Origin of the sequence: Pleionea sediminis, assembly GCF_007570825.1 — a bacterium.
Classification (GTDB): domain Bacteria; phylum Pseudomonadota; class Gammaproteobacteria; order Enterobacterales; family Kangiellaceae; genus Pleionea; species Pleionea sediminis.
The window spans coordinates 98,469-124,865 of record NZ_SUNB01000007.1 but is presented as its reverse complement, the minus strand read 5'-3'; the positions used below and the strand labels follow the sequence as shown (position 1 = coordinate 124,865).

Below are 26,397 nucleotides of genomic sequence, written 5' to 3'. Positions count from 1 at the left end.
TTTCGCTGCGTTATTGCCCCACGGTAGCAACGACACGAACCTGTTTGTTATCCGGAATTTCCTGGTAACTCAATACATGCAATCCGGGTATTCCAAAACGAGCAAAGTGAGCCAAACTACTGCGTAAACCTGGTGAGGTTAACAATATCGTCGGTTTGCCTGCGGCTTCCTGATTATCTGCAGCTTCTTTTAACGAAGACTGCAATTTTTCCGCAAGACCCGGCTCAATGTTAACGCCTTCATCTCCACTCGCCTGTAGAGACTGCAGCAATATCTGTTCCAAGTTTGGATCTAAAGTAATTACCGGCAGCTCAGTTTCTAACCCATTGATATTCTGGATAATTAAGCGATTTAAAGAAATTCTGACGGCAGCCGTTAACATGGCGGGATCTTGACTCCTCACACTGTACTCCGCCAAAGTTTCGGCGATCGTTCGCATATCACGAATGGGAACTTGCTCGAGTAACAGATTTTGCAAGACTTTAACGACAACACCTAACGGTAACGAATCGGGCACTAAATTTTCGACTAACTTGGGAGCTGACTTAGAAAGTTTTTGCAACAGATGTTCCACTTCTTCATGACCTAACAATTCACTGGCATGAGTTTGAATGAGCTGACTTAAATGAGTTGCCACTACGGTACTGGCATCTACCACCGTATATCCCATAGACTGCGCCTGTTCTTTTTGCGCCACATCTATCCATACTGCATCCAATCCAAAAGCCGGATCTTTGGTATCAATACCTTGTATTTCACCGAATACCTGACCGGGATTAATAGCCATTTCTCGATCAGGATGAATTTCTGCTTCGCCAACAGCGACACCCATCAAGGTAATTCGGTAAGCATTTGGCGAAAGTTCAAGGTTATCGCGAATGTGCACCGATGGAACAAGAAAACCCAGTTCTTGTGAAAGCTTCTTACGAACGCCCTTCACTCGCCCCATTAACTTTCCATCTTGAGATTGATCAACTAACGGAATCAAACGATAACCCACTTCTAAACCAATCGGATCGACGGGTGGTACATCATCCCAACTCAACTCTTTAAACTCGGGCTCTTGAGTTGCGACCTCTTTTTCAACACGCTGTTGTTCCTTTTTCTCTTCCGCTACTTTTTTGCGTTTTTTATCAATCGAAAATGCCAAACCCGCGGCTAAGATTGCCAAGGATAAAAATGCCAGGTGAGGCATTCCAGGAATTAATCCCATAACACCCAAGATTGACGCAGTTATCCATAACGCTTTAGATTTGGTAAATAATTCGCCAACAACCTGCGTACTCATATCGTTAGAAGTGTTTTGTCGAGTTACCATGATTGCTGCAGAAGTCGATAATAGTAACGAAGGAATTTGAGCCACTAATCCATCACCAATGGTCAGCAACGCATAAAACTGCATCGCGGTACCAAACTCGAGTCCGTGTTGACTCATGCCAATGGCAACACCACCTAAAATATTAATAAATAAAATGAGCAAACCGGCAACCGCATCGCCGCGCACAAACTTCGAAGCACCATCCATTGCGCCATAAAAATCAGCTTCTTTTGCTACATCTTCACGGCGAACTTTAGCTTCTTCCTGAGTCAATAAGCCGGCATTTAAATCGGCATCAATTGCCATTTGTTTGCCTGGCATTGCATCTAAAGTAAATCGTGCACTGACTTCTGAAATCCGTCCGGCACCTTTAGTCACCACAACAAAATTTATAATCACCAATATCGCAAACACCACCAGTCCAACCGCGTAATTTCCACCCACCACAACGGCACCAAAAGATTCAATCACGCTCCCAGCAGCGCCAGGTCCAGTATGCCCGTCCAATAAAACGACTCGAGTTGAAGCAACGTTTAACGCCAATCGTAATAATGTGGTCACCAGAAGAACGGTAGGAAAAGCTGCAAACTCCAGCGGACGCAAGGTATAAACGGTCGCTAACAAAACAATCAATGCTAGTGAAATGTTAAACGTAAAAAGCATATCCAACATTATCGGTGGTAACGGCAAGGTCATCATTGCCAAAATCATTAACACCAAAATGGGAACACCCGCTCCTTTGGGTGATAATGCTCGCATTCGATTTTGAGTAATCTCTACCACGCTCACTCTCCTAATACTTCATTGAGTCGGGAATTGGATAGTTTTTAATGGGCTTAGGTTTGGTTGCACGTCCTCTCTTATATTCATTCATTTGTAAAACGTAAGCCAGAATTTGCGCCACCGCTAAATACAGCTCCTCTGGAATTTCTTGATCCAGTTTAGTCGTGTGATATAACGCACGAGCTACCGGGGGCGCTTGCAAAATAGGTACATGATGAGCGTTAGCAACCTTTCTAATATTCAATGCCACTTCATCCAACCCTTTGGCGACAACAACAGGAGCGCCTGATGTGGTCTGCTCGTATTTAAGAGCGACTGAGTAATGTTCTGGATTGGTAACCACCACGTCAGCGTCGGGCACTGACTCCATCATTCGACGATGCGTTAATTCTCTTTGAACTTGGCGAATGCGACTTTTAACTTCTGGTTTACCCTCCGTTTCTTTGTATTCATCACGCAGTTCTTGTTTGGTCATTTTTAATTGCTTAGCGTGATTCCAAATTTGAAAGGGAATATCAATTAAAGCAATAACAATTAATGATGAAGAGACGAGTAATAGTCCAACCAACATAAATTCAATGGCAGCAATAACATCAGCTTGAGGTGTCGACCGACCCAGTTGCATATAATCGGAAAAATAGGCACTGATTACCACCCAGCCAAAAAAAGCCACTAACAAAAACTTACCGATGGCTTTCAATAACTCCATCGCCGCATTCGTTCCAAACATTCGTTTAAAACCAGCAAGTGGTGATAAACGATTTCCTTTAGGCGCTAATGATTCAACACTAAACGTTAATCCTCCGAGTGCCAAAGGAGCAAAAAGAGATACCACAAAAATTGCCGCAAAAAATAGGAGTAATGTCGAAAATACAGAACCGACACTCGCTGCTAAAGCATCAAGCATGTAGCGTTCATCGAATAAACTTTGACGGTTAACCGACAATGTAATGTCTCCCATTTTTAAGAAACCTTTGGCGATATCCGATGACGACAACATGAGTATTAACGGACTCATGATTAATGCCAGTGCAGTCGTTAGCTCTTTCGATCGGGGAACTTGCCCTTTCGATTTTGCTTTTTCCTTTTTCCTGGGTGTGGCCTCTTCGGAACGTTCACCACTATCTTGTTCAGCCACCGGCACACTCCATCAGCAGCAATTGACACACCATTTCATTACCTCGTGCCATTTGATTCATAAAATGAGGTAAGAAACTTCTTAACAGCAACCAAATAATGGACAAACCGACAACGGTCATAATGGGAAAACCCACCGCAAAAATATTCAGTTGAGGTGCAGAGCGAGTCACCACACCAAGACATAAATTCATAACCAGTAAAGCAACAATGGCCGATAAGACCATCATAAATGCGGTTAAAAAAATCATTTCAGCCCAATAAATCATTTGATCGAGTTGCACAAAAAACAAACCTGAATCCTGAATGGGTAATGTCGCAAAGCTCAACACAACCAATTCAATTAATCGAAGATGCCCATCAATCGATAAAAAGATCAATGTCGCCATCATGACAAACATTTGACCCAGTGCCGGAACACTGACGCCCGTGTTCTGATCAATAAGAGATGCAAACCCCAAGCCAGTTTGCATCGCAATAACTTGGCCGGCGATAACAAAGGTCTCAAAGACCAGTCGCGTAATAAATCCAACACCGATTCCTATCAGTGTTTGAAGTAAAATTTGAATAACCATTGAGATACTGAAAAGCTCTAATTTCACATCAATGGTTATCATTGGTGTGGCCGCGATACTTATCGCCAACGCTAACAAAATTTTGACTCTTGGAGTAACCGTTCGAGAACTGATAACGGCCATTGAAATGAGCATTCCCGATAAGCGACAAAAAGGAAGAATGTATTGAACGAGCCAGTCGTTAATGGCAGAAAATTCAACAACCATCGTAAACTAGCCGATTAACTCTGGAATACTCAGGTAAAGATTGAGCGCAAACTCAACTAAATTACCAACAAACCAATGTCCTAGGAAGGACATCGCAAGTAGAGTGACAAGCAATCTGGGTAGAAAAGTTAAGGTTTGTTCATTAATACTGGTAGCGGCCTGAAAAATGGCAATAATTAATCCGATAACGAGGCCCGGCAGTACAACCGATCCGGTCAATAATATAACCAACGCAAATGCTTGAGAAAAAACATCAACCACCACTTCAGGCGTCATAGTGCTCTCCTAACCAAAACTATTTGCGAGCGTACCAACAATCAATGCCCAGCCATCAATTAATACGAACAGCATTATTTTGAACGGTAAAGATACGATCATGGGTGATAACATCATCATCCCCATTGCCATTAAGATACTTGCAATAACAAGGTCAATGACAAGAAATGGGATAAATACAAGGAAACCTATTTGAAAGGCTGTTTTTAATTCGCTGGTAATAAACGCAGGAACTAAAACGGTAAAAGGAGCTGCCGAATAATCGTTATTCTCAAAACTCACTTCCGCCATATCAGCAAACATTAATAAATCGTTTTCACGCACTTGTGCCAACATAAAATTGCGAAACGGTCCTTTCGCCATTTCAATTGCTTGAGTTGAGGAAAGCTCTTCGTTCATGTAGGGTTGCACGGCCTCGTCGTACACCCGCTCTAAAACGGGCGCCATAATAAATAAACTCAAAAATAAAGTAAGACCAACCAAAATTTGATTCGAAGGTGTTTGTTGCAAACCCAATGCTTGTCTGAGAATGGCGAACACAACGGATATTCTTATAAAGCTGGTCATCATGATGACAATCGCTGGCAAAAAGGTCAGCAATGTCATTAAAATTAAAATTTGTAACGTTACTGAATATTCTTGAGAACCGTCTGGTGCGGTAATCACCTTAACTGCCGGTAGCATACCCGTGGGTTGTGCCGAGGCAGGCTCAATGAAAAAAAAGGTAAAAAGGACGAAAAGTATCAGTTTAATTTTCATCACGCTTTCCAAGCATTTTTTTGACTTGTGAGCTAAAAGCGCTTTGAAAACTGATAGGATCCGAAGAGGTTTCTTCTATGCAGTTTTCAGAGAGCTCTTCAATTTTATTAATGCTACTGGGAGTAACACCCAGAAGAATATGTTTCCCATCCACTTTAATAATCACCAGTCGTTCTTTTGCGCCCAACATGTGACTGGCACAAACTTTAATATCAGCAGACTTTTGAAAACCAGCACCGCCCATCCGTCGCAAAACCCAGGCACAAGCAATAATAATTATGATAATAAAAACAAGAGCGATAAAGACAGAAACGACGGAACTGGCTAATGAAGGAACTTGCGTCGTTTTTTGTTTAGTAACCTCTTCTATGGCAACAACCGCTGAAGAAAAAAAAAGAAAGGTAGTTGATAATAAAAATCGCATTATTTGAGCTTTTTAATTCGTTCGCTGGGACTCATGACATCAGTAAGGCGTATCCCATATTTTTCATTAACCACCACCACTTCACCGTGCGCAATTAAAGTACCATTAACCAACACATCCAACGGCTCGCCAGCGAGTCGATCCAACTCAACCACTGAACCTTGATTCAGTTGCAATAAGTTGCGTATGGCAATATTAGTTCGTCCAACTTCCATCGATAACGACACGGGAATTTCAAGAATGACATCGAGGTTCTCATCCCCCAACTTTTCGCCTGTGCCCTCGTCGTTTAAATCTTCAAGTGGCGCAGATTCAGTTTCATCTTGCTCCGACATTGCCGCTGCCCATTCATCGGCCATCTCGTCTTGATTCACATCACCATTTTGATCATTATCGTTTTCATTACTCATCTTCAGACTCCTCAATCAAGTTTCGGGTAATGTGATCTCGAGGAATATACTCTAGTATTTTCAATGCCACTTTTTCTCTTGATTGACCATACTTGGCACGAAAAGATGGCAAGCCACCCACATTAACAACCACTTTTTCGGGTAATTCGACTGGAATAATATCTCCTGCTTTAAAATTCATGACATCACGTAATGAAACTCGTGTTTCTAGCAATGTTGATTGTAAGTCGACTTCGGCACTCATCACTTCATCTCTTAATGCTTGAGTCCAGCGAGTATCAACATCATCTCTATCACTCTGCACACCGGCATCGAGCTTTTCTCTAATCGGCTCAATCATTGAGTACGGCATGGTGACATGGAAGTTTCCACCACCACCGTCAAGCTCAATATGAAAGCTGCAAACCACAACGACTTCTGATGGACTCACAATGGTTGCCAATGCAGGGTTTACTTCAGAATCCATATATTCAAAGTCCACTTTCATTACAGGCGACCAAGCTTCTTTTAAATCGATAAACGATTGTTCCAATAAAATCTGAATAATTCGACGTTCGGTTGGTGTAAACTCTCGACCTTCGATCTTGGCATGAAAGCGACCATCACCTCCGAAAAAATTATCCACCAGAATAAACACAAGCTTGGCTTCCAGGGTAAACAAACACGTGCCTCGTAAAGGTCTTATTCTCACCATATTCAAACTGGTGGGTACAAACAGACTATGCACGTATTCACCAAACTTAATCATCTGTATTCCGTTAATCGAAATGTCAGCACTTCGTCTCATTAGGTTAAACAGGCTAATACGCATATGACGAGCAAATCGTTCGTTAATCATCTCCAGCGTGGGCATCCGACCACGAACAATTCTATCTTGCGACGTAAAGTCGTAGGGTATCGCTTCTCCGGGCGTCGAGTCGGAATCGTCTACATCGATATCACCATCATCAACACCGTGAAGTAACGCATCTATTTCGTCTTGACTGAGTAAATCGGTAACCATAATCTATTGCATCACAAAACTAACGAATAAAACTTTTTCTACGAACGGCTGCCCTTCGACTTCAGTCATTGTTTCCTGAACTTTAAGCAGCGCATTGTCTTGCAAGGTTTGTCGTCCATCAGGCTTAATAATGACATCCGCATTCGCCTGACTTACCAGAGTTAACAAATCATTAGTTAATCTTGGCATGTGTTTTTTCACCTTGTCTTCAGCTTCTATTCCTCGAACCAAGAAACTGATTTTGATTTGTACCATGCGGTCCCGTTTATCACCCTTAATCGGTGAAATAATTGCCCCCGGAACGCCAACGTAAATAGCGGGTTCTTTTTTCGGTTCAGCTTCGGCATCCACGGTGGTAGCTTCACCTGAGTCATCACCCGATAAAAAAAACCAGGCAGCACCTACGCCCAACCCCAATGCAGCAACTCCAACAATGATGATAATCAACCATTTGTTACCACCTTTCCCTTCTTCGCCATCTAGCGCTAGTTCTTCATCTTCGGCCATGCAAACTCCCCTTTTATTGACTTCATGGCGCTCAACGCTTTTGCTAAATCAATACTGATATTGATAAAGCAATTATAGTGCCACGAGGCCACATTAAAATTAGTAGATATTTTTCAACGAGTTACAATACATTGCTGTATTATTGACGCCTCAATTCAATCAGTTAGCAAGCTAAATCAGAACGCGACAATTTTTCGTCACTCAATTAATGGAATTGACATCGTCCAGTTCAGTATAGAAGGAAAACGAATAATGAAAGAAAAGAGTTATGCCGCATTACTTAAGTAAACAGGTATAGGGATAAAAAGAAAAAGAGCTGTCTGAACTTATAAAAGGGAATACTCAATAGCAATTGTTAGCTATTGAGTATTCGAGAAACGAAGGAAAATTCTTAAACAAAAAAATCAAGGCGCCCACTTTGCCAGTTTGTAACCAAGGTTGGCTCAGTTTCTATCGTGGATTCTAAATCGCCTGTTTCGATAGAATCATTGTTCGCCAATTCAGAATCTGATGTCTCCTTCTCCTGATGATTTTCACTTTGCACATCAAATTGCGATAACTGAATGCCCTGTTGCTCCAGCATATCTTTCAGTCTTTCTTGATTCATCTCAAACAACTCTCGGGTTTGGCTGTGATTCGACTGAACATTAACTTGTACTTCACCGTTACTTTGTGAAACTCGAATAATGAGTGGGCCTAGCTCTTTGGGATCAATATGAATTTCCGCACGATCAAGTTTCCCCTGCATCATCCAGTTAATTTTTTGACTAAAATCGCTCTGCCAGTTTTTTGTATGCAGTGCGAGTGGCGTATTCAAGACAGCATCTTTAGCTTTCCCTTGCGAGTCAGCATTGCCTTCCAATGAAAAAACAGAGCCCGTTGAAGCCGTTTTTGCCATTGCATTATGCAACAAATCGTTACTGCTGGAAGATTGGTTCGCCGAAATAAACGATTCACTCAATCGATTTGAAATAGCATTCTCAGTATTTAACGAGGATAGTTTATTCCCAATAATGTTCTTCAAGTCTTCGCTAATTGCTTTCGCTGTAGGTTCCTGTCCGGAGATTGAAAACTTATCGCCGGTCAATGTTTCCCACTTTTGAATATCCATTTTAAAAGGTGATGCATTAAAAGAGTTTGCCCCTTTCAAATCAAAATCAGCCGACTTCAAATCACCAAGAAAAGTAGCAAATGGATTTTTAAGTGCACCATCGTTTTTAAACGATATTCGATTTTGCTCAGCAAATACTTCATCGGGCACAGCTGAAGTTCCCTTTGTCTTGAGTATTTCATCTATTGAAAGCTTCAAACCCTCGGTACGGCTATTGGGTAAGATAGCGCCCAACTGCTCTAGCAAAGCCTCGACTTCTTTTTCTACTTCTGTGTTACTTTGCAGGTTGAGCTCGTTCGCACCACTGCCGTTGGACAATATCGAATCTAACTGATCCAATATATTTTGTAGCTTTGATAACTGCTCTTCACTTAATGAGTCCAGCCCTTCTAGTAATGAAGGATCAATTCCAAGATTAATAAGGTTTGACTTAAGATTTTCAGGCAATATGTTGCCGCTCTCACCGGAATTATCAGTCAAATAAAACTTTGGTTTTTCCAGTGACTGCGATGAACCTTCGCTCTCGGCAGAGGCATTGCCACTTTCGATAGATTGGACAATATCCTTAAATTTGGGAGCATTTAACTTAGAGTCGTCAGTATTAGACAGCTCTCCGACGCTCTTTTCACGTGACGTTTGTTGCAGGTTAAGCAGGTTTTGCGAATGAACGTGTGACACTTTCGACACCTCAATCTCCATCTTGTGTGATAGAGGTAACGCAAGTTTGATGCCAATTAAGCTTCTTTTAAAAGGGTTACCGCCTCTTCAAACTGAGATTGAATGGTCGCTAATAGTTCTGGTGCATCTGATAAATCACCCGCTCGAGCGTTATGCTCAAGTGTCTGGCAGGTTTGTGATAAGTTTTCTGCGCCAATGTTTGCACTGGCACCTTTAAGACTGTGAATTTGACGAGCAACCTCTTCCGATTGGCCTGATTTAATCAATCCCCCGAGTGAGTCAAGAATTGCCCGGTTGTCTTCGTCATAGGCTTTAACCAGTGTCGAGAAGTCGTCTCCAAGAAGGTCTTTGAGCTGCTGTATCATCTCTTTCACTATTGCGGCTTCCCCGTTGAGTACCATCGAAACTTAATCGTGACTGTTGATCCATTATTATCAAACACTACCGAATCCGCAAGTTTATAAATTAATGGATATCCTCGACCACTTAATTTCGAATCGTCCTTAATGTTTTCCACGCTTTTATAGTCAAAGCCCTCTCCACTGTCTTCAAAATGAATGGTTAACATGCCACCATCCGCTAAGTCAGCATGTGAAATAGCGATCTTTACATATCCATCTTTCAATGCATCAAGACGAGCTTCTCGTAAACGATAATATTCAGCAAAGCCATCAGCCGAACGTTTGAGCGAAGAACTTAATTTTAAAATGCCATGTTCCAGTGAATTAGAATACAGCTCAGTAAGAATGGTAAAAAGCGGCGTCCGATAACTTCTAAGATTACCAATCTCCATTAACATATCGAAAAGCATTGGCATCGGATTATAGCTCTTTAGAGATTGCGGCCCCAAGAACAAATTAATTGAAGAATCACTAGGGCCACTTTTCACCTGCACCTGCTCCACTTCGTCTGGGGAATAGGTTTGATCTTCAAAATGATTACGAACTTCTAAAAATGTAATATCATCGCCTTGAGAGGAACCTTTCGAATGAGACTTTATTGCCTGAGAAACTGAGTCAAAAGACTTTCCTTCACTAACACCGTTTAATAGCGCTAATACTAAATTGTCTCGACCAAACATTTCTCCTCTATCATCCTCCGCTTCAATAACACCATCAGAGTAAATAAATATACTATCACCATCTTCAAATGCCATCATGTCAATGTTGATATCGTACTTATCGTTTTCGACAATACCCAAAGGCAAGTGACTTGATGGCAGCTCCAATAACTCTCCTGACTTTCTTTTTATTAAATAAGCATCCGGCAGTCCGCCATTCCAGAAAGTTAAACTATTTTGCTCAAAATCAATCTCAGCCAAAATTGCGCAACAGAAAAATCCTGTCGGTAAAATGGAATGCAAACGTTCATTTAGTTTGCTGATAATTTCAAAAAGCTCGAATCCTTTCGTCGTCATGCTGTAAAAAATATCGCTAACAGGTAACGCACCGATGGAAGCAGGCAAACCATGACCAGTAAAGTCCCCTAGCAAAACATTCACACCACCTAAAGGACGTTTTGCGGCTAACAGAATATCGCCATTAAATATTGAAAGCGCTGATACTGAGTAACTAATGTATGCTTCTTCCAGGGCGCCTTTATGAGCAACATTATCAAATATCTGTTTGGCGACGCGTTGTTCTTGAACTAAATGCTCAGAATAAAGCTCTATCTCTTGCTTTTGTTTAACAACTGTCTGATATAGATTTTTTGCTCGAATAAAAGCGTCAATTTTGGCCTGAAGAACAATGCGATTGAAGGGTTTGGTAAAAAAATCATCGCCACCACTTTCGATACACTTCACCAAAAATTCGGTTTCTGTCAGCGACGTGATAAAAATAATGGGGGTGTAGAGCGCATCGTAATTTAGCTTTATAAATTTAGCAACTTCAAAACCATCGGCTTCCGGCATTATTACATCGAGCAATACGATTCCTGGTAGCTCACTACTGTATTTTTCTATAGCTTCCTTGCCATTCTTGGCTTCAACTACTTCGTGCCCTTGTTGTTCAACAAGCTTCTTTAAAATTAAGCGATCAGTTGCATTATCCTCTGCAATTAATATTTTCATTTAAATTTTCTTTAATGAAAGTATCAGATTGCGCTTTAACTGACATCGAAGAGTTGTTCAAAGTTAGAAATCGATAGAATTTTCTTAATTTCAGGACTGCAGTTCTTTATGTGTATTTGGGCCGAATCACCACCCGCATAGTCGCGCAACAACAAAAGCATCCCAAGCGCTGAAGAATCGAGATAGCTGGTTTCACCTAAGTCCACAATATATTTTTCTGGACGACTGTCACTCCCCTCGTAAGAGCTTCTAAATTCTTGATGACAACTAAAATCAAACTTTCCATTAACTTTTATGGTTAACTCATTTCCTGAAGCATTGCTTGTAACAGCCATACTTATACTCCAAATTTATCAATATTAAGGTGTCATTTTGTCAATATTTTAAGGTAAACTCAGACACTTACCCTGTAGATAAGGATAGAATATAAGCCTGTTTTGGCAAGAAATTGATTTACTGAGAGAAGATCGTGTTAAATACTCGTCTGCCTATCTTATTGATCAATTCAGAAGCAGACTCAAGGAGAGATAAAAATAACGATAAATTCAATCTAATCATCAACCTAAATACGTTAGATAAAACGCTTTAAGCTATTTTCTAGAAAATCTCAAACTATTAACATCATCTTCAATACGTCGGTCTTCAGAAGCAGCTCGCTTAGCCTGTTCTTTACCGCGCATTTTTTCTTGATACTTGGTCACCACTTTTGCTCGTTGATTCGTTTGCTGCCAAGCTTGACGTTGTCGAGTAACCTCATGTTTTAACTGTTCGATTCTTTGTTGCTGAGACTCAATCGCTTTGTCTAATTGCGATAAAAAAGATTTGTAATGTTGCAGCTGAGTGCCCGTCATACCGCGTTGCGCTAAATATTGAAATTCTGACAAATAGTCGACTCGGTATTGAATAAGCTCATCCAGTTTGGCTTGCGCATTGCTAAAGTTAGATTGCGCCTGGCCAAGAGACTGTGCGGCTTGTTGCTCTTTCTGTTCAGCAACACGCTTGACGGGTTCGATTCGTTTTGAAGTCGATTTCATTGCGTAATCATTCCACCTTGCTCGTTAGGTACCGCTTGTAACAATGCTTCCAGCTGCGCCACACTATCTTCCAAAGATCGGCTTTCACCAACACCTTGTTGCAAAAATTGCCGCATTTGTGGAATTAAATCAATCGCTTCATCAATTTCACGATCACTACCACGTTCATAAGCACCTATATTGATTAAATCTCTATTGCGCATGAATGTCGAGTAAATTCTTTTAAATTCACGCACCCGCATCAACTGCTCATTAGGCACAATCTGTGTAATGGCACGACTGACAGAGGCTTCAATATCAATGGCTGGATAATGGCCTGAATCAGCGAGTTCTCGGGATAATACGACATGACCATCCAAAATTGCACGCGCCGCATCAGCAATCGGATCTTGCTGGTCATCCCCTTCTGCTAATACGGTATAAAACGCGGTGATCGATCCTGCTCCTTTTTCAGCGTTGCCAGCCCGTTCGACGAGTTGCGGTAATTTTGCAAACACTGATGGTGGATAACCTTTTGTTGCTGGCGGTTCACCAATGGCCAAGGCAATTTCTCGCTGCGCCTGACAAAATCGGGTTAAAGAATCCATCAACAATAAAACATTTTTACCCTGGTCTCGAAAATACTCCGCGATACTCGTGGCCACCATCGCACCTTGTAAACGCATTAAAGGCGAATTATCAGCTGGCACTGCAACAACCACCGCTCGTTCGCGTCCCTTTTCTCCGAGAATCTCTTGAATAAACTCTTGAACCTCACGACCACGTTCACCAATGAGTCCAACAACAATAACATCAGCCGAGGTATATTTGGTCATCATCCCTAGCAGCACCGATTTACCGACACCACTGCCCGCAAACAGTCCCATTCGTTGTCCCCGTCCAACCGTCAGTAAGGCATTAATAGCTGCAACACCAACATCAAGCGGCTCTTCAATGGGATGACGTTTTAATGGATTAATGGGCCTGCCTTGTAATGGATATTGTTTCTCAGAGTGAAATTCAGATTTGTCGTCTAGTGGTTGTCCGTACCCATCAAGCACGCGTCCCAGCAATTTATCACCCACTTCGACACGTGCTGAATGCCCAGTCGGTATGACACTCGCTCCTGGACCCAAACCATGAATGTCTCCAGTAGGCATTAAATAAATCTTATCGTCGGAAAATCCAACCACTTCTGCCGGAATTTGTTCACCGCGGCTGCTCGTTACCAAGCAGCGCTCACCAATATTAACTTGACAACCAACAGCCTCCAGAGTCAAACCAACCATTCGAGTGAGTTTTCCTTCAACCACAAGTTTTGGCGCGGTTGCCAATTGCTCTTTGAATACATTCAATTGTTTAGAAAACTCAAACGTCATCTTTGGGTTCATCTTTATGAGCTCGTTGTTCACCAAACACATGAGAAAATATTTCTATCACACGTTTTTCTAATGTCGCGTCAATTTTCGACACATCCGTTGTTATAAAACATCCGCCTCGAGAAATGGATGGATCATCCGCAAGAATCCAATGCGACTCATTGCCATTATCAACAGAAAATATTTTTCGAATTAAATTGGCATCTTCTGGATGAAGGTGAATCATCACTTTTCTTTCTGAAGATGGAAGCAGCTTTAATGACTCACGAATAACAGCAATAATTTGCTCTGGATTAAGTTTTAACTCTCGACGTATTATTTGACGAGTCATCATCATTGAGAGTTCGGTCAATTCTTTTACGATAGACTCTTCTTCTTGAGCCAAAGGCTGCTCAAGTAGTTCCATTATTTTCGAAAATTCCGTTTTCATTATTTTTATTTCTTGCTGAGCTTGTTGCATTCCTATCTTGTAACCTTGCTCTTTACCCTCATCAAACGCAGATTGACGTATGGCTTCAATCTCCTCGGCAGTGGGTAAGCTTAACTGCTCCTCTTCTTCTTCAACGTCCTTCTTAACCTCGCGTTTCTTGTCAAAACTGGGCAACTCCCAAGGCTCTGATCGTCGTTGATCATCATCAGACATTACCTGAACTTTCTCAGCTTCAGTTGTCCGTTTTTTTTCACCCGAATGAGTCACCTTACAACTCCTAAATAAAGACGATCAATAAACCGGTTTAAATCATGTCCTCACCCACACCGCCGAGCGCGATTTCACCCGCATCGGCCATGCGACGAGCCACAGTTAGGATTTCTTTCTGCGCATTTTCAACTTCACTTACTTTAACCGGACCCATGGCTTCTAAATCATCTTTCATTAGCTCAGCAGCACGTTTCGACATATTATTAAATATTTTTTCTTTGATATCTTCATCCGAGCCTTTCAGTGCAAGCACCAATGTATCGGTTGAGACTTCTCGCAATAGTGACTGAATGCCTCTATCATCAATATCAATAAGATTATCAAAGACAAACATCAAGTCTTGAATTTGTTGACCCAAGTCTTCATCAACCTCTTTAATGTTTTCAATGAGAGTACTCTCAACATTCGTATCAAGAAAGTTCATGATATCTGCCACTTTTTTGACGCCGCCAATTTGTGCCGCTTTTGATGAGGTACTGCCAGAGAATTGTTTCTCCATAATGGTATTTAACTCTTGGAGAGCATTAGGTTGCACGGCTTCTAAAGCGGATATCCGTAATGATAAATCCAATCGCGTTTTTTCTGGAAACAACGCTAAAATCTCGGCACTCTGATCGGGATCCAGATAGGATAAAACGATTGATTGAATTTGCGGATGCTCATAGCGAATTATATCCGCTACAGCTCGAGGGTCCATCCACTTTAAAGTATCGAGTCCCTTTGTGTTGGCACCTAAAAGAATTCGGTCGATCAAAGCATCGGCCTTATCATCACCCAATGCAGACTTCAATGTTTTCTTAATGTACTCTTCTGTTCCAATACCAATTCCGGTTTGGTCCTCAACGCTTTCTAAAAACTCATCCAAAACATCTTCTACCGATTCTTTGGCCACATTTTTTAATGTCGCCATCGCAGAACCGATTCGCTGAACCTCTTTCGGTCCCATATGTTTTAGAACGGCCGCCGCGTTTTCTTCCCCCAACGACAAAAGTAAAACAGCCGCTTTTTCCGTACCAGTGTACTTTACTTTTATCTTTTGTTTTTCTTCTGGCTTAGCTTCCGCTTTCGCTTCATCACTCATCTTCTTCTACCCAAGATTTAACAAGCTGCGCAACCATGGTTGGGTCCTGGCTTGCGATTGCTTTTGCCTTTTCACTTTTTGGAGAACCTGCCAAGTTTGGCCCGGGTAATTCGAGGGCTCCATCACTGTCGAGATTGAGACTATCGGTATCGATATCATCCATATCCATGTCGTCTGCCATTGTTGCAACCGGCATGTCAGGTTGACGAGTAAGTTTATTAAGTAACGGTTTAAGCAAACCAAATATAAGAAGAATTCCGAGCAAAAATGCGGTAACAGGCTTCCACAATGCTTTAAACAACGCTTGTTCGTAAAACGGAGTAGGACCGGGATCAGGAATTGCCTCGGGACGTACAAATTCAAAACTTTCAACTTCAACCATATCGCCTCTATTAGCATTATAGCCTATTGCACCACGAATAAGCCGTGTAATATTGGCGACCTGACCGGCCGGCATGGGTACTGTCAATGTTGCGTCATTAGGGTCGGTAATATAATCGAGTCCAACAGAAACACTGACTTTGCGGACCACTCCCACTTGCTGACGAATATGACTGATCGTTGTATCAAGATCGTAGTTGCGTTCGGATTCCTTACGTCGATTAACCGGGCCCGATTGCTCACCATTATTTTGGTTTTGATTTTGCTGTTGTAAGTTTTCTGGAATATTAGCGGCCGCTGGAGGTTGATTCGTTAATGCGCCAGGAACTCCTGCCGTCGCACCCTTCGCCGACTCATCTTCTAATATCCGTTCACTACGAACAGCGGGTAATTCTGGATTAAACACCTGCTGCGTTTGTTCAGTTTTGGTAAAATCCATGTCAACGTTAACTTGTACAGTGTAATTACCTTCACCTACGATCGGCGCTAAAATTTGCTCGATCTTTTGCTGATAATCAATTTGTTTCTCACGCGTTAACTTTAAAGCACGATTAGTTTCTCTTTCTTGGGGAGACTGCGTACCAGAATGCAATAGACGACCAAATTGATCGGTCACAGTCACGTGTTCTGCATCGAGATTAGCGACACTTCCAGTAACCAGGTCAACGATGGCTTGTACCTGTTCACCTTCAAGTTTTCGATTGCTGTATAAATTAAGTAAAACCGATGCACGAGGTTTACGTTTGTGTTTTAAAAAGGCCGTTTGTTTGGGAATGGCCAAATGAACTTTCGCCGCTTTCACGCCACTAAACTCACCAATCGTTTTTGCTAGCTGCAACTCCTGACTTCGTTTTAAACGCGCTTTTTCCAATTGTTGAGAAACACCAAAACCGGTTTCTTTATCAAGGTACTCATCCGAATGAGCATCCAGGGCAACACCTTGTCCAGCCAGTTCCATTTTAATTCTTTGATAATCCTTACTGGTCACTAATATTCGCCCTGAGCCATCCAGACGATAGGTATGATTTCCTTGATCCAAATAACTGATCACATCCATTGATGTCGTCGCATCCAACTGTCCCAAAGGTCTCATTTCCGGCTCCGATCCCCAAAGAACCAAAAATACACCTAAGGCAACACTCGCAGCTAAGCCAATCATTAATCCCAGCTGCTTAAATACACCGAGATTATTCATTCCTGGTAAGAAGTTTCCTCCAGGATTAACACTTGCGAGTTCAGTTGAAGCTGAATCAGCCACCTTGAGTACTCCTCTTAACCATCAATATTTTCAAACATTGGAACTCAACATTATTTCGATAGGTTTATAACGGCATGTTCATAATGTCTTGATACGCCGACACGACTCGGTTTCGCACCTGTACAGCAGCGTCAAATGCAACACTCGACTTTTGTGATGCAATCATCGCTTTAACAAGACTCACACCGCCATCACCGCGCTCAATACTGTTAGCAGCATTGCTGGCTTCCATTTGATATTGATTCACTGTTTTCAGTGCCGAACTCATTGCATCAGTGAACGAACTGTTCGCAGAACCGGCAACAGGATTACTGGTTTGACTTTGTGCTGCTTGTGTTAGTTGTCGCATCTGAGCCAGTATTTGATCTGGAGTAATTTGTGTCATACTCACCTCTGTGTCTTCAATTAATTTAGTTTAATAACGAGTTTTTAAAATAGTTCTGTTCTAAACCGGCATTTCGTATCCCAGTTCACGCATTTTTGCTAGTTTATAACGCAACGTTCTCGGGCTAATACCTAATTCTTCTGCGACCTTTTTCTTTTTGCCGTTAAAGCGTTTCAGTGTATCGATAATAATTTGATATTCATGTTGACGAACGCCGGCACCTAATGTTGAGCTATGGTCCACATCGTCTTCTTTGGTCATTTCAAATAGCTCATCGGTGGTCTCAAACATTAAATGTTCCGGTTCTACCAACGCACCACCTGACAGAATCAGGCAACGTTGTACGACGTTATCCAACTCTCGTACGTTGCCAGGCCAGTGGTAACTTAATAGTTTTGATCGTGCTGAGGTTGACAGCGATGGCGTCGGCAAATTATTTTGTCGAGCGTATTTTTCTAACAATCGAGTTGCCAACGGAATAATGTCGTCGCGTCGATCAGCTAAAGCCAAGCACGTTAAGGGAAAAACACTTAGACGGAAATACAAGTCTTCACGAAATCGATTATCTTTAACTTCTTTCTTTAAATCGCGATTGGTTGTCGCAATCACTCTCACATCTAAAGGAATCATTTTTCGACTGCCTAATCGCTCGACTTCTTTCTCTTGCAGAACACGCAATATTTTTGCCTGCAACGAAAGATCCATTTCTGAAATTTCATCCAGTAGAATAGTGCCCTTCTGCGCCTGTTCAAATTTTCCTGGGCAAGATTGATGAGCGCCGGTAAAAGCCCCCTTTTCATAACCGAACAATGTGGCTTCCAGCATATTCTCAGGAATTGCTGCACAATTTAAGGCAATAAATGGTTGGCTGGCTCGATTAGAATGCTCATGAATATAGCGAGCCATAACTTCTTTACCCGCACCACTTGGACCGTTTAATAATACCGTCGAATCGGTTACAGCTAAACGATCGGCTAATTGATACAGTTGCTTACTTTTATCATCTTCAATGACTGGTGTTGATAAATCAGTATCGTCAAATTTATATCGCTCCAATACTTCTAGCAAAGTCTGTGGTTTAAATGGCTTTTGAATAAATTCGTTTGCGCCTTCTTGCATCGCTGAAACGGCCATATCAATGGTTCCATACGCCGTCATAAAAATAAACGGTGTATTCATATCTTTACTGCGAACAAATTTTAAAAACTCTTTACCATTTTTCTCACCGAGATTAACATCACTTACGACGACATCGGGATTATTGGCTGACCAGGAAACAATGGCAGAGTCGATGTCGTGCGCTTGATCCACATCGAAGCCCGACATTTCTAAACTATCCGACAAAGCTTCACGCAAAGATTCATCATCTTCCAATACTAAAACTCGAGTATTAGACATACTACAACTCCTCAGCTAATCGGTTGAGTGTGATCGTCATTGTGCAACCTTCACCTTTCTTTGACGCAACATCAAGACTGCCTTTATGGGCATTGACTGCGCCATGAACAACCGCCAAACCTAAACCGGTACCGCCTGATTTCGTGGTATAAAATGGGTCGAGAACTTTATCTAAATGCAGTTCGTCTATTCCTGAACCATTGTCTTTTACAGCGACGCACCATTCATTCGTATTTGAATAGATGCTTAAAGAGACCGTTGGATTGTCTATTGCTTCCGTTGCTTCGTAAGCGTTATCAACCAAATTAAGAATGGCACTGAATAAAGAGTCTTGATTAATACTAATCTCAAAGTCGTGACTTAAATTAACTTCAACTGCAATATCGGGATAATGTTCTTTCACATGTCGAGATAAATCGCTAGTGACGTGTTTAACGCTTTTACTTTCCATTGGGATTCCGCCCGAACGCGCAAACCGCAACATATCATTGATGTGTCTTTCCAGATGAGATAAGCAGCCAACCAACTTCTTACTAAATTTTTGCTGCTTTTCATGAGAAATATTTAAGTTACTCAAGCTGTCCGCATAGATAAGCGCAGACGACAGCGGCGTTCTTATTTGATGGGCTAGAGACGCCATCATTTTACCCATACTCGAAAGTCGTTTTTGTTGACTGACTTTATCTTGCAGTTTTCGTGTTTCTGTTAAATCCGTTAATACAATCAACTGGCCAGGCTCATAATCAAGCGAACGTGTTTCAATGTGCACACGACGACCGTCTTTCAGCGAGATTTCATGACCGTCATCCACTCTCGGCGCAAAGCAACGTTGAATGATCGAAATCCATTTTTCGCCTAGTAGCGGACGACCTAATAAATCAACTGCGACTTTATTGCATTCTTGAACACAGCCGCGATCGTCTAACACGACAACACCGGCAGGAAGAATGGATAACAAACTTTGTAAACGCGACGCGACACGCTCTTTTTCGTGAAGCTGTTGTTCTTTCTTGCTCGCCTCTTTCGCGAGCTTGTCAGCTAGCGACTCAACTTGGTCTTCAAGATTTTGATAAGAGTGAACGAAGTTTTCAGAAAGTCGATTAAATTGCTGAAACGCTTGTTGCAAATGCTCAATATCGAGTCCATTTGACGTTGGCCCAACCGTCTCATGAGCCAAACTCGATTTTTGCACTGCGCTCTGTGGATGCGACATTATTAAACAACTCCCAGTATGAGATACATTTCGTACCAAGAGCAGCAAATACTGTGCCTAGTTTAGTTTTTTATTAAAAATCGGTAACTTAGGTAATACGGAAAGATTGAATTATCGCGGATGTCAAATTAATGGCGATCAATTTCGACTAAGTTCTCTAACGAGAGGAGAATCCATAAAATAAAAATAATGACGCAAGAAAAAGCGATTCGCTCACGCTCAACCTGAGACACCGTCGGCACGACTGATGTCATACTTTTTCATTTTCTCGACTAATGTAGTACGGCGCATACCTAAACTTTGCGCCGCTTTGGCAACCACCCAATCTTCTTTATCCAATGCTTTGTTAATGTACTCTATTTCCAGTCGCGCCATAAATTCCTTTAAATTAAGGCCTTCTTCTGGAATGTCCAAACTCTGTGACTCAGAAATAAACGACGAACTTGAAGACTCAGCCTCTTGTTGCTCTTGCAATTCAATTTGCTCTTTCAATTTCGGAGGTTCGTAAGGTGTAAGTCCATCAAGATATTGATACTTTTCGGGTAATTCGTTGACATCCACGACACCGTAGGGAAACAAGATGCACAGTCGCTCTACCAGGTTAGCCAACTCTCTTACATTGCCCTGCCAGTCGTGACGCATTAACGATGCCATTGCATTGGCACTAAACCGCACGGAATCTCTTCCATGTTTTTCCAATCGAGTTGTGAGTTCATTCACCAACAAAGGTATATCATCAGATCGATCGCGCAATGCTGGCATTTCAATCGGAAAGACATTGAGTCGATAAAATAAATCTTCGCGAAAATTCCCTTCTGCAACTTCACTCTCTAAATTTCTATGAGTCGCCGCAATTATTCTAACGTCGGCTTGAATGGTTTTATTGCCGCCCACACGTTCAAAGGACTTTTCTTGCAGAACGCGAAGAATCTTAACCTGCATAGCCAAAGGCATATCACCGATTTCATCAAGAAATAACGTTCCACCTTGCGCTAACTCAAATCGACCTTGTCGAGCAGAGAGAGCTCCAGTAAAGGCTCCTTTTTCGTGACCAAACAATTCAGATTCCAGCAATTCGCCCGGAATAGCACCACAGTTTACAGGGATAAAAGGTTGATCGGATCGATCGGATAAATAATGTATGTTGCGGGCTGCTACTTCTTTTCCCGTTCCCGACTCGCCGAGAATTAAAACATTCGCATCACTTTTTGCCACTTGGCCAATGAGTTTTCTAACTTTCTGAACCGGCTTACTGGCTCCAACCATGCTACGAAATAATTCGAGAGGTTGTTTTCCTAGTTGCATAATATGTTGATTGCCATGACATTCCTGACAAGCATGCAACACTTCGAGTAGATCATTGTATTTGGGCGGCGTATCTATGCGGCCAATAATTTGCATTTCTAAATCGTCGGACATTTTTCCAGAATAGCTGACATCGCCAATGATCAATAAAGGAAGTGAGCGAGAAAGCGTTTGAATTTCTTCGACCAGATCCGCAATACTTTCATACTCATTAAGCTGGCCAATCGCCACTGTCAAAAATTCATCGGGATTGTTTAACAAGGTCTTCCAAGAGTCGGAACGAACGGAAACACACTCTTCACCTATAAAGTCGAGAATTGTCTTTATATCGTGGCACCGCTGGTGATCATCATCAATCAATAATACTTTCAGTTCCGAAAACACCGTTACTTCATCCTTTTACCGAGTTCGATTCTATTGATCAATGATCGAACATTTTCTTTTTAAAATAATAATCTACCGTATTTAATAGATGGGGTTTCAGGATCTGTCAATTATTTGGCTGATTTTTAAGTGTGTTTTAAATGACTTATTATCTTAGTTATAAGAAAATATGTTTTTTATAAAAAAAGAGCGCATTATGCGCTCTTTATTATTAAATTGAGATCTCTAAATCAAGTGATACTGAGTTTATGATATCAACATAAGCATTTCGATCGGATAAGATCGCATATATAAATAAATATTCGAAAAAGAGCTCCCAGTAAAAATAAATTTTTCAATATGAGATCTCATTATTAGATGTCTAATACATTAACCTTGTTTATCATTTGATCAACTTCAGAAAGAACATATTTTGAGTATTGTCAAGAGCGTACTCGTTTTTCGCATCATCTATTTTATTGAAGAAGTATTTAAGTTCCATTTTTTAAAACATTAACTGGAAAGCCAGAAATAAATTTCCTTAGATCTAACAACACGTCACCTACTGACAACTCGAAACCGTTTAACCCTTTATCTTCTATTTCTTCATAAAGGAGTAAAATATATCGAAAAGCTTGAAGTTAGCCGAGCAATTTGCAAAGTTCATTTAAATCCTTACTTAACAAGTAAGTTATATCTCCTAACAAATCACCATAAGATTCTGACCGTCGTAAATATTTCTTAGAAACTTTCTCTCGAACTTGATAATTACTTAGAGTTTTAACCACCCTTTTATCTTTATAAAAATCCATATAAGAAGTATCCCAGCCTAATCCAATAAAGGAAAATATTTGCTTCCAATTAGACTCACCGTTTGTAACTAAATCTTCGTAACTGACATTCAACACTCTATCAGGATATAAAGAACTGAGTTTATTCATAAATATTTCATGCCATTTGTATGCAATAACAATCGATGGCAAACTATAAGCATAAAGATGCCCCATTGTACTACCAAAATGTTGTCTAAATAATGATAAACAAGCATCAAGCGGTTCTTTGAACGTGTTTATCAGTAAAGAGTCCGGACACATTCTCAACAAATAATCAGCATAAATAAAGTTGTTGGGCATTTTATCAACAAACACTTCTTCTGATATTGATTGAAAATCATTGCTGTCGCGGTATATAGAAAAAAAAATATTTAACTCTTTTTCTTCGCTTATTTTATCGATACCCTTAAGTTTTTTGACAGCATTACTCACTCCATTGGATTCACCTCCAGCAAAAACACCTGGTGACTTTGATAGTACTGACTCAACCAGAGTTGTTCCAGAGCGAGGCAAGCCACAAACAAATACGATTTTTTTACTCTGCTTTGGTTTGTTTATTGGTTTACTGTAATTACTAACTAAACGTTCATAATTAGCACTGAACCACTCAATATATTTTTCCTTATCTAATTTCGAGGAATCCCAGACAAACGCATTCGCTTTTTTAAAATACTCAAAAGCAGATTTAAAGTCACTCAGTCGCTCGTAACCAAATGCAATTGCAAATAGGATCCATGACTTCCCGTGAAAAGAGCTAAACTTAGATAAATCTGATATTGCTTGTTCGAAATCACTCTGTATAGGCTCGAGTAAAGGCGAAGTCATAACATTCCAATGAGATTGGGCCTTCACTTTTTCAGTATCTAAATTCAGGGCTGCTGGAAAAACAATAACTTGTTTAAAGCACTCCATAGCTTTTTGCGCCTCACCGATAGAACCGTATATCATTCCTTTCTTGAAAAGAGCCTGGAGATTAGTAAAATCAATATCCAAAACTTTATTTATCAGTGATAACGCTGATTGGTAACACCCTTGTTGCTCATAACACTCTGCGCAGTAATAGAGAGGCTCAGAAACTTTATCGTCTGACTTTGCTAAAGCAATAGCTTTATTATAAAAGTCTATAGCTTCCTTGAATTTTTTCTCCGACTGCAGTGCAAACCCTAAAATATTATAAGCATTATAACTATCTTTATTTATACGAAGAATTTTTTGACACCACGACTTTGCAGCTGAAAAATCTCTTTGGTTAAGAGCTTCTGCCGCTTTTAGAGCAAATTGGACTTCTTTGTTAGTATTATTCAGAGCTTATTCTCTTATTTCGCTAAATAACTTCTAAAGTTATTGCATATGATAATGTAAAGTTCAAATACAGCTTAACGGAAAAAACAGGGGCTATTTCTAGCCCCTTACCGTACGAACATAAAGAACCCTAGTCTTACTTGTTCTCAGCAAGTAAGTATTGTTCTTTAAAGAAGACCATACTTTATGAGTGTTCTCAGCAAACATAAAGCAGTTGCCTTCGCCGAAGTACATTCTATTAGTGTTCTCAGCACAAAGAGCCTGTACTTCGTAAGTGCCAATAAAAAAAGCTAAATCGATCTATCATGGGTATTCAAGATGCTTCAACTTGAATTGGCACTTACTGTAAAGCACTTAGTGTGCCAACAATTCAAAAGTTTAAGCTTAGTCCAACAAAGAGAAATGTATCTCATTGAATTTATTAAACTTTTAAACTCACCATAGTGTTTTTCTCTTATAAACTTTAATCACATCTTACCTACTCATTGAAAATATTTGCCGCTTTTTACCGGTATCTCAGCCGCTTTTGCCGCTTTTACCGCTTTTACCGCTTTTACCGCTTTTTTTCAAAAAATTTAAAATTATTTTAAAGTCGCCTTACCCTCCGCCGATACCCAAAACTGAGTGAGGAAATATCGACAAATCACTCAATCCGACGGACGGATTTTCTCAGAGTCCTCCGCATTGTTGCCAAGTTAGCTTTCCACTTTGCAACTTTGCGAAAGAAATATTCTCAGTGTTTCTTTCCCAATCTTTAACCCTTGTATGTTCACTTTTAAAAGTTTTGATATTTCAAAATATTTAAAAGTTTTATAGGAGATTAAAATGGGAAACGTACTCCAAACTAATGTTTCATCATTAAACTCACAGCGTAATTTAACTTCGGTTAATGAAAACCTACGCGTTACATTTCAGCGATTATCGTCTGGATTTCGAATCAATAGCGCAAAAGATGACGCCGCAGGTCTGCAAATTTCTAACGGGCTTACGGCACAAATTAATGGCCTTGGCGTAGCGAGTAGAAATGCTAATGATGGTATTTCGTTAGCTCAGGTCGCAGAAGGAGCATTACAAGAAACGACCAATATCTTGCAGCGAATTCGTGACCTTGCCATTCAATCGGCAAATGGTTCAAATGGCTCTTCTGAACGAGCAGCTCTTCAGCAAGAAGTGGCCCAGCTCAAATCAGAAGTCAATCGAATAGCTGAGACGACCCGATTTGGTAGCCGAGTTGTACTCGATGGTACCTTCGGCACGCAAACCTTTCAAGTGGGCGCTCAAGCTTTTGAGACTATTACTGTTAACACAGGTGACTCTCGTGCAACCTCCATTGGTTCTCATCAAATTAACGCAGGCGCAGCTTCTTCTGGGAATATAGCACAAGTTGGCGCAGGTGTTGCTGTTACAACCACAACAACTAATTCAACACTTGCTGAAACACTTACCATTACAGGGGCGCTTGGTAGTTCGACAGTAGATATTGCGGCAAACGCTTCGATGGACGACGTTGTCATTGGTATTAACGCTCTGACCGATAATACAGGTGTTTCTGCTTCTGCAAGAACCAATGTCAAACTAGACAACTTATCAACCGCAGGTACAGTGTCAGTGCAACTCGTCAGTAACAATGCGGATCCAATTTCTGTAGCAGCTTCAATCGATGACCCCGGTGATTTAACTCCACTGGCTGAGTCAATCAATCGGGTCACCGCGCAAACCGGAGTTTATGCCCAAGTCTCCGATGATCGAAGCGAAATTATATTAACGAATGAAACTGGTGAAGATATTACTTTGCAAGACATTACTCACAGTAATCCAGCTGCAACCGTAGATGTTGCACTACTCGATTACAGTGGAGGATTTGAAACAACTGATGAAATTGAAAATACCGTCGGTGCTGGTTTAGTAATGAATGGGACTAACGATGCTACGGTGGTAGGAATTCTTCAACTGAACTCCGACCGATCGTACACGATTTCTCAAGCGACGGGGAATACACTTTACAATGCAGGTGCCGGGGTAACCGTAGGTTCAGGTTTAGAACAAGTAGCAAACATTGATATCTCCTCTGCCATTGGCGCGCAAAGTGCAATTGCCGTCGTCGACCAAGCTTTACGTACGGTCGATAGTATTCGTGGAGAACTCGGTGCGGTTCAAAACCGTTTTCAAACGACTATTAGCAATCTAAGAAATGTTCAGGAAAACGCGTCTGCAGCTCGTTCTCGAATCAGAGATACGGATTATGCAGTTGAAACAGCGAATCTGGCAAAAAATCAGGTTCTACAACAGGCTGGTTTATCGGTTCTTTCTCAAGCCAATGCGTCAAGTCAGTCTGTTTTATCCTTACTACAGGGTTAGACAATGAAAGCCTTAAATCGCCCCTACCGTACGGCATAGCAAGGCAGAAGATAATGAGGATCCCTTTTCCCTCATTATCTTCCATCAAACCTCGCATCCTAACCTACTGTATTTCTTGCATATTTTATAAATACGTAAAATATTTCCTATTTTTCTAAAGTCCGAATTC

At 41.1% G+C, this 26,397-nt stretch carries 24 protein-coding genes and 1 pseudogene; 1 reads left to right on the top strand and 24 read right to left on the bottom strand.

Annotated features, from left to right (window positions below; all coding sequences use genetic code 11):
* Nucleotides 1–10 precede the first annotated feature (10 nt).
* The 24 genes and pseudogenes from flhA to FAX86_RS22880 all read right to left on the bottom strand — a co-directional run.
* A complete protein-coding gene (gene flhA / locus FAX86_RS19580) occupies nucleotides 11–2,077 on the bottom strand; it encodes a flagellar biosynthesis protein FlhA (RefSeq protein ID WP_144395244.1) in 2,067 nt (688 codons plus the stop codon).
* A 34-nt stretch (nucleotides 2,078–2,111) separates the two neighbouring features.
* The gene (gene flhB / locus FAX86_RS19575; protein ID WP_144395187.1) at nucleotides 2,112–3,239 is read right to left on the bottom strand and encodes a flagellar biosynthesis protein FlhB; all 1,128 of its coding nucleotides are present in this window, start codon (nucleotides 3,237–3,239) and stop codon (nucleotides 2,112–2,114) included.
* Nucleotides 3,232–4,020: a flagellar biosynthetic protein FliR gene (gene fliR, locus FAX86_RS19570; RefSeq protein ID WP_144395186.1), complete on the bottom strand. Its 789-nt coding sequence runs from the start codon at nucleotides 4,018–4,020 to the stop codon at nucleotides 3,232–3,234. Before fliR ends, flhB begins: the two co-directional genes overlap by 8 nt.
* Nucleotides 4,021–4,026: 6 nt before the next feature.
* Nucleotides 4,027–4,296 carry a flagellar biosynthesis protein FliQ gene (gene fliQ, locus FAX86_RS19565; protein WP_144395185.1) on the bottom strand — a complete coding sequence of 90 codons (270 nt, stop codon included), beginning with the start codon at nucleotides 4,294–4,296 and terminating at the stop codon, nucleotides 4,027–4,029.
* 9 nt (nucleotides 4,297–4,305) lie between these two features.
* The gene (gene fliP / locus FAX86_RS19560; protein ID WP_144395184.1) at nucleotides 4,306–5,055 is read right to left on the bottom strand and encodes a flagellar type III secretion system pore protein FliP; all 750 of its coding nucleotides are present in this window, start codon (nucleotides 5,053–5,055) and stop codon (nucleotides 4,306–4,308) included.
* Nucleotides 5,045–5,479, bottom strand: coding sequence for a flagellar biosynthetic protein FliO (gene fliO / locus FAX86_RS19555; protein WP_144395183.1), 435 nt, complete (start codon nucleotides 5,477–5,479; stop codon nucleotides 5,045–5,047). Before fliO ends, fliP begins: the two co-directional genes overlap by 11 nt.
* Entirely contained in the window at nucleotides 5,479–5,889 is a 411-nt protein-coding gene (gene fliN, locus FAX86_RS19550; protein ID WP_144395182.1) for a flagellar motor switch protein FliN, read from the bottom strand. The genes fliO and fliN overlap by 1 nt, the downstream gene beginning before the upstream one ends.
* Nucleotides 5,882–6,892: a flagellar motor switch protein FliM gene (gene fliM / locus FAX86_RS19545; protein WP_144395181.1), complete on the bottom strand. Its 1,011-nt coding sequence runs from the start codon at nucleotides 6,890–6,892 to the stop codon at nucleotides 5,882–5,884. The genes fliN and fliM overlap by 8 nt, the downstream gene beginning before the upstream one ends.
* Nucleotides 6,893–6,895: 3 nt before the next feature.
* Nucleotides 6,896–7,399 carry a flagellar basal body-associated FliL family protein gene (locus FAX86_RS19540; protein WP_144395180.1) on the bottom strand — a complete coding sequence of 168 codons (504 nt, stop codon included), beginning with the start codon at nucleotides 7,397–7,399 and terminating at the stop codon, nucleotides 6,896–6,898.
* A gap of 391 nt (nucleotides 7,400–7,790) precedes the next feature.
* Nucleotides 7,791–9,197 (bottom strand): flagellar hook-length control protein FliK, encoded by a 1,407-nt coding sequence (locus FAX86_RS19535; protein ID WP_164503681.1) that lies wholly within the window; start codon nucleotides 9,195–9,197, stop codon nucleotides 7,791–7,793.
* A 47-nt stretch (nucleotides 9,198–9,244) separates the two neighbouring features.
* Nucleotides 9,245–9,553, bottom strand: a complete 309-nt coding sequence (locus FAX86_RS19530) for an Hpt domain-containing protein (protein ID WP_246128690.1) — start codon at nucleotides 9,551–9,553, stop codon at nucleotides 9,245–9,247.
* Between the two features lie 8 nt (nucleotides 9,554–9,561).
* Nucleotides 9,562–11,259 (bottom strand): fused response regulator/phosphatase, encoded by a 1,698-nt coding sequence (locus FAX86_RS19525; protein WP_144395177.1) that lies wholly within the window; start codon nucleotides 11,257–11,259, stop codon nucleotides 9,562–9,564.
* 35 nt (nucleotides 11,260–11,294) lie between these two features.
* Nucleotides 11,295–11,594, bottom strand: coding sequence for an STAS domain-containing protein (locus tag FAX86_RS19520; RefSeq protein ID WP_144395176.1), 300 nt, complete (start codon nucleotides 11,592–11,594; stop codon nucleotides 11,295–11,297).
* A gap of 255 nt (nucleotides 11,595–11,849) precedes the next feature.
* Nucleotides 11,850–12,293 carry a flagellar export protein FliJ gene (gene fliJ, locus FAX86_RS19515; RefSeq protein WP_144395175.1) on the bottom strand — a complete coding sequence of 148 codons (444 nt, stop codon included), beginning with the start codon at nucleotides 12,291–12,293 and terminating at the stop codon, nucleotides 11,850–11,852.
* Nucleotides 12,290–13,663 (bottom strand): flagellar protein export ATPase FliI, encoded by a 1,374-nt coding sequence (fliI, locus tag FAX86_RS19510; RefSeq protein ID WP_246128683.1) that lies wholly within the window; start codon nucleotides 13,661–13,663, stop codon nucleotides 12,290–12,292. Before fliI ends, fliJ begins: the two co-directional genes overlap by 4 nt.
* A complete protein-coding gene (locus FAX86_RS19505; RefSeq protein WP_144395174.1) occupies nucleotides 13,641–14,348 on the bottom strand; it encodes a flagellar assembly protein FliH in 708 nt (235 codons plus the stop codon). Before FAX86_RS19505 ends, fliI begins: the two co-directional genes overlap by 23 nt.
* Nucleotides 14,349–14,385: 37 nt before the next feature.
* Complete coding sequence (fliG, locus tag FAX86_RS19500; RefSeq protein ID WP_144395173.1) at nucleotides 14,386–15,432, bottom strand: flagellar motor switch protein FliG; 1,047 nt, start codon at nucleotides 15,430–15,432, stop codon at nucleotides 14,386–14,388.
* Nucleotides 15,425–17,071 (bottom strand): flagellar basal-body MS-ring/collar protein FliF, encoded by a 1,647-nt coding sequence (fliF, locus tag FAX86_RS19495; RefSeq protein WP_144395172.1) that lies wholly within the window; start codon nucleotides 17,069–17,071, stop codon nucleotides 15,425–15,427. The genes fliG and fliF overlap by 8 nt, the downstream gene beginning before the upstream one ends.
* 64 nt (nucleotides 17,072–17,135) lie before the next feature.
* The gene (fliE, locus tag FAX86_RS19490) at nucleotides 17,136–17,456 is read right to left on the bottom strand and encodes a flagellar hook-basal body complex protein FliE (protein ID WP_144395171.1); all 321 of its coding nucleotides are present in this window, start codon (nucleotides 17,454–17,456) and stop codon (nucleotides 17,136–17,138) included.
* Nucleotides 17,457–17,516: 60 nt separating this feature from the next.
* Nucleotides 17,517–18,854 (bottom strand): sigma-54-dependent transcriptional regulator, encoded by a 1,338-nt coding sequence (locus tag FAX86_RS19485; protein ID WP_144395170.1) that lies wholly within the window; start codon nucleotides 18,852–18,854, stop codon nucleotides 17,517–17,519.
* A gap of 1 nt (nucleotide 18,855) precedes the next feature.
* Entirely contained in the window at nucleotides 18,856–20,067 is a 1,212-nt protein-coding gene (locus FAX86_RS19480; protein WP_144395169.1) for a sensor histidine kinase, read from the bottom strand.
* Nucleotides 20,068–20,286: 219 nt separating this feature from the next.
* Nucleotides 20,287–21,756, bottom strand: coding sequence for a sigma-54 dependent transcriptional regulator (locus tag FAX86_RS19475; RefSeq protein ID WP_144395168.1), 1,470 nt, complete (start codon nucleotides 21,754–21,756; stop codon nucleotides 20,287–20,289).
* Between the two features lie 620 nt (nucleotides 21,757–22,376).
* Complete coding sequence (locus FAX86_RS19470; protein ID WP_144395167.1) at nucleotides 22,377–23,561, bottom strand: tetratricopeptide repeat-containing sulfotransferase family protein; 1,185 nt, start codon at nucleotides 23,559–23,561, stop codon at nucleotides 22,377–22,379.
* A gap of 3 nt (nucleotides 23,562–23,564) precedes the next feature.
* Nucleotides 23,565–23,738 (bottom strand): annotated as a pseudogene (locus FAX86_RS22880) (tetratricopeptide repeat protein); the annotation flags it as partial.
* Between the two features lie 957 nt (nucleotides 23,739–24,695).
* Between FAX86_RS22880 and FAX86_RS22810 the strand changes: the two are divergent.
* The gene (locus FAX86_RS22810; RefSeq protein WP_144395166.1) at nucleotides 24,696–26,228 is read left to right on the top strand and encodes a flagellin N-terminal helical domain-containing protein; all 1,533 of its coding nucleotides are present in this window, start codon (nucleotides 24,696–24,698) and stop codon (nucleotides 26,226–26,228) included.
* The last annotated feature ends 169 nt before the right edge of the window (nucleotides 26,229–26,397 follow it).

What these genes read in the sequence shown, in the direction of transcription:
- flhA (WP_144395244.1), bottom strand. Translation starts at nt 2,077, where the DNA reads ATGCGAGCATTATCACCCAAAGGAGCGGGTGTTCCCATTTTGGTGTTA.
- fliR (WP_144395186.1), bottom strand. Translation starts at nt 4,020, where the DNA reads ATGGTTGTTGAATTTTCTGCCATTAACGACTGGCTCGTTCAATACATT.
- fliQ (WP_144395185.1), bottom strand. Translation starts at nt 4,296, where the DNA reads ATGACGCCTGAAGTGGTGGTTGATGTTTTTTCTCAAGCATTTGCGTTG.
- fliP (WP_144395184.1), bottom strand. Translation starts at nt 5,055, where the DNA reads ATGAAAATTAAACTGATACTTTTCGTCCTTTTTACCTTTTTTTTCATT.
- fliO (WP_144395183.1), bottom strand. Translation starts at nt 5,479, where the DNA reads ATGCGATTTTTATTATCAACTACCTTTCTTTTTTTTTCTTCAGCGGTT.
- fliN (WP_144395182.1), bottom strand. Translation starts at nt 5,889, where the DNA reads ATGAGTAATGAAAACGATAATGATCAAAATGGTGATGTGAATCAAGAC.
- fliM (WP_144395181.1), bottom strand. Translation starts at nt 6,892, where the DNA reads ATGGTTACCGATTTACTCAGTCAAGACGAAATAGATGCGTTACTTCAC.
- FAX86_RS19540 (WP_144395180.1), bottom strand. Translation starts at nt 7,399, where the DNA reads ATGGCCGAAGATGAAGAACTAGCGCTAGATGGCGAAGAAGGGAAAGGT.
- FAX86_RS19530 (WP_246128690.1), bottom strand. Translation starts at nt 9,553, where the DNA reads ATGATACAGCAGCTCAAAGACCTTCTTGGAGACGACTTCTCGACACTG.
- FAX86_RS19525 (WP_144395177.1), bottom strand. Translation starts at nt 11,259, where the DNA reads ATGAAAATATTAATTGCAGAGGATAATGCAACTGATCGCTTAATTTTA.
- FAX86_RS19520 (WP_144395176.1), bottom strand. Translation starts at nt 11,594, where the DNA reads ATGGCTGTTACAAGCAATGCTTCAGGAAATGAGTTAACCATAAAAGTT.
- fliJ (WP_144395175.1), bottom strand. Translation starts at nt 12,293, where the DNA reads ATGAAATCGACTTCAAAACGAATCGAACCCGTCAAGCGTGTTGCTGAA.
- fliI (WP_246128683.1), bottom strand. Translation starts at nt 13,663, where the DNA reads ATGAACCCAAAGATGACGTTTGAGTTTTCTAAACAATTGAATGTATTC.
- fliG (WP_144395173.1), bottom strand. Translation starts at nt 15,432, where the DNA reads ATGAGTGATGAAGCGAAAGCGGAAGCTAAGCCAGAAGAAAAACAAAAG.
- fliE (WP_144395171.1), bottom strand. Translation starts at nt 17,456, where the DNA reads ATGACACAAATTACTCCAGATCAAATACTGGCTCAGATGCGACAACTA.
- FAX86_RS19485 (WP_144395170.1), bottom strand. Translation starts at nt 18,854, where the DNA reads ATGTCTAATACTCGAGTTTTAGTATTGGAAGATGATGAATCTTTGCGT.
- FAX86_RS19480 (WP_144395169.1), bottom strand. Translation starts at nt 20,067, where the DNA reads ATGTCGCATCCACAGAGCGCAGTGCAAAAATCGAGTTTGGCTCATGAG.
- FAX86_RS22810 (WP_144395166.1), top strand. Translation starts at nt 24,696, where the DNA reads ATGGGAAACGTACTCCAAACTAATGTTTCATCATTAAACTCACAGCGT.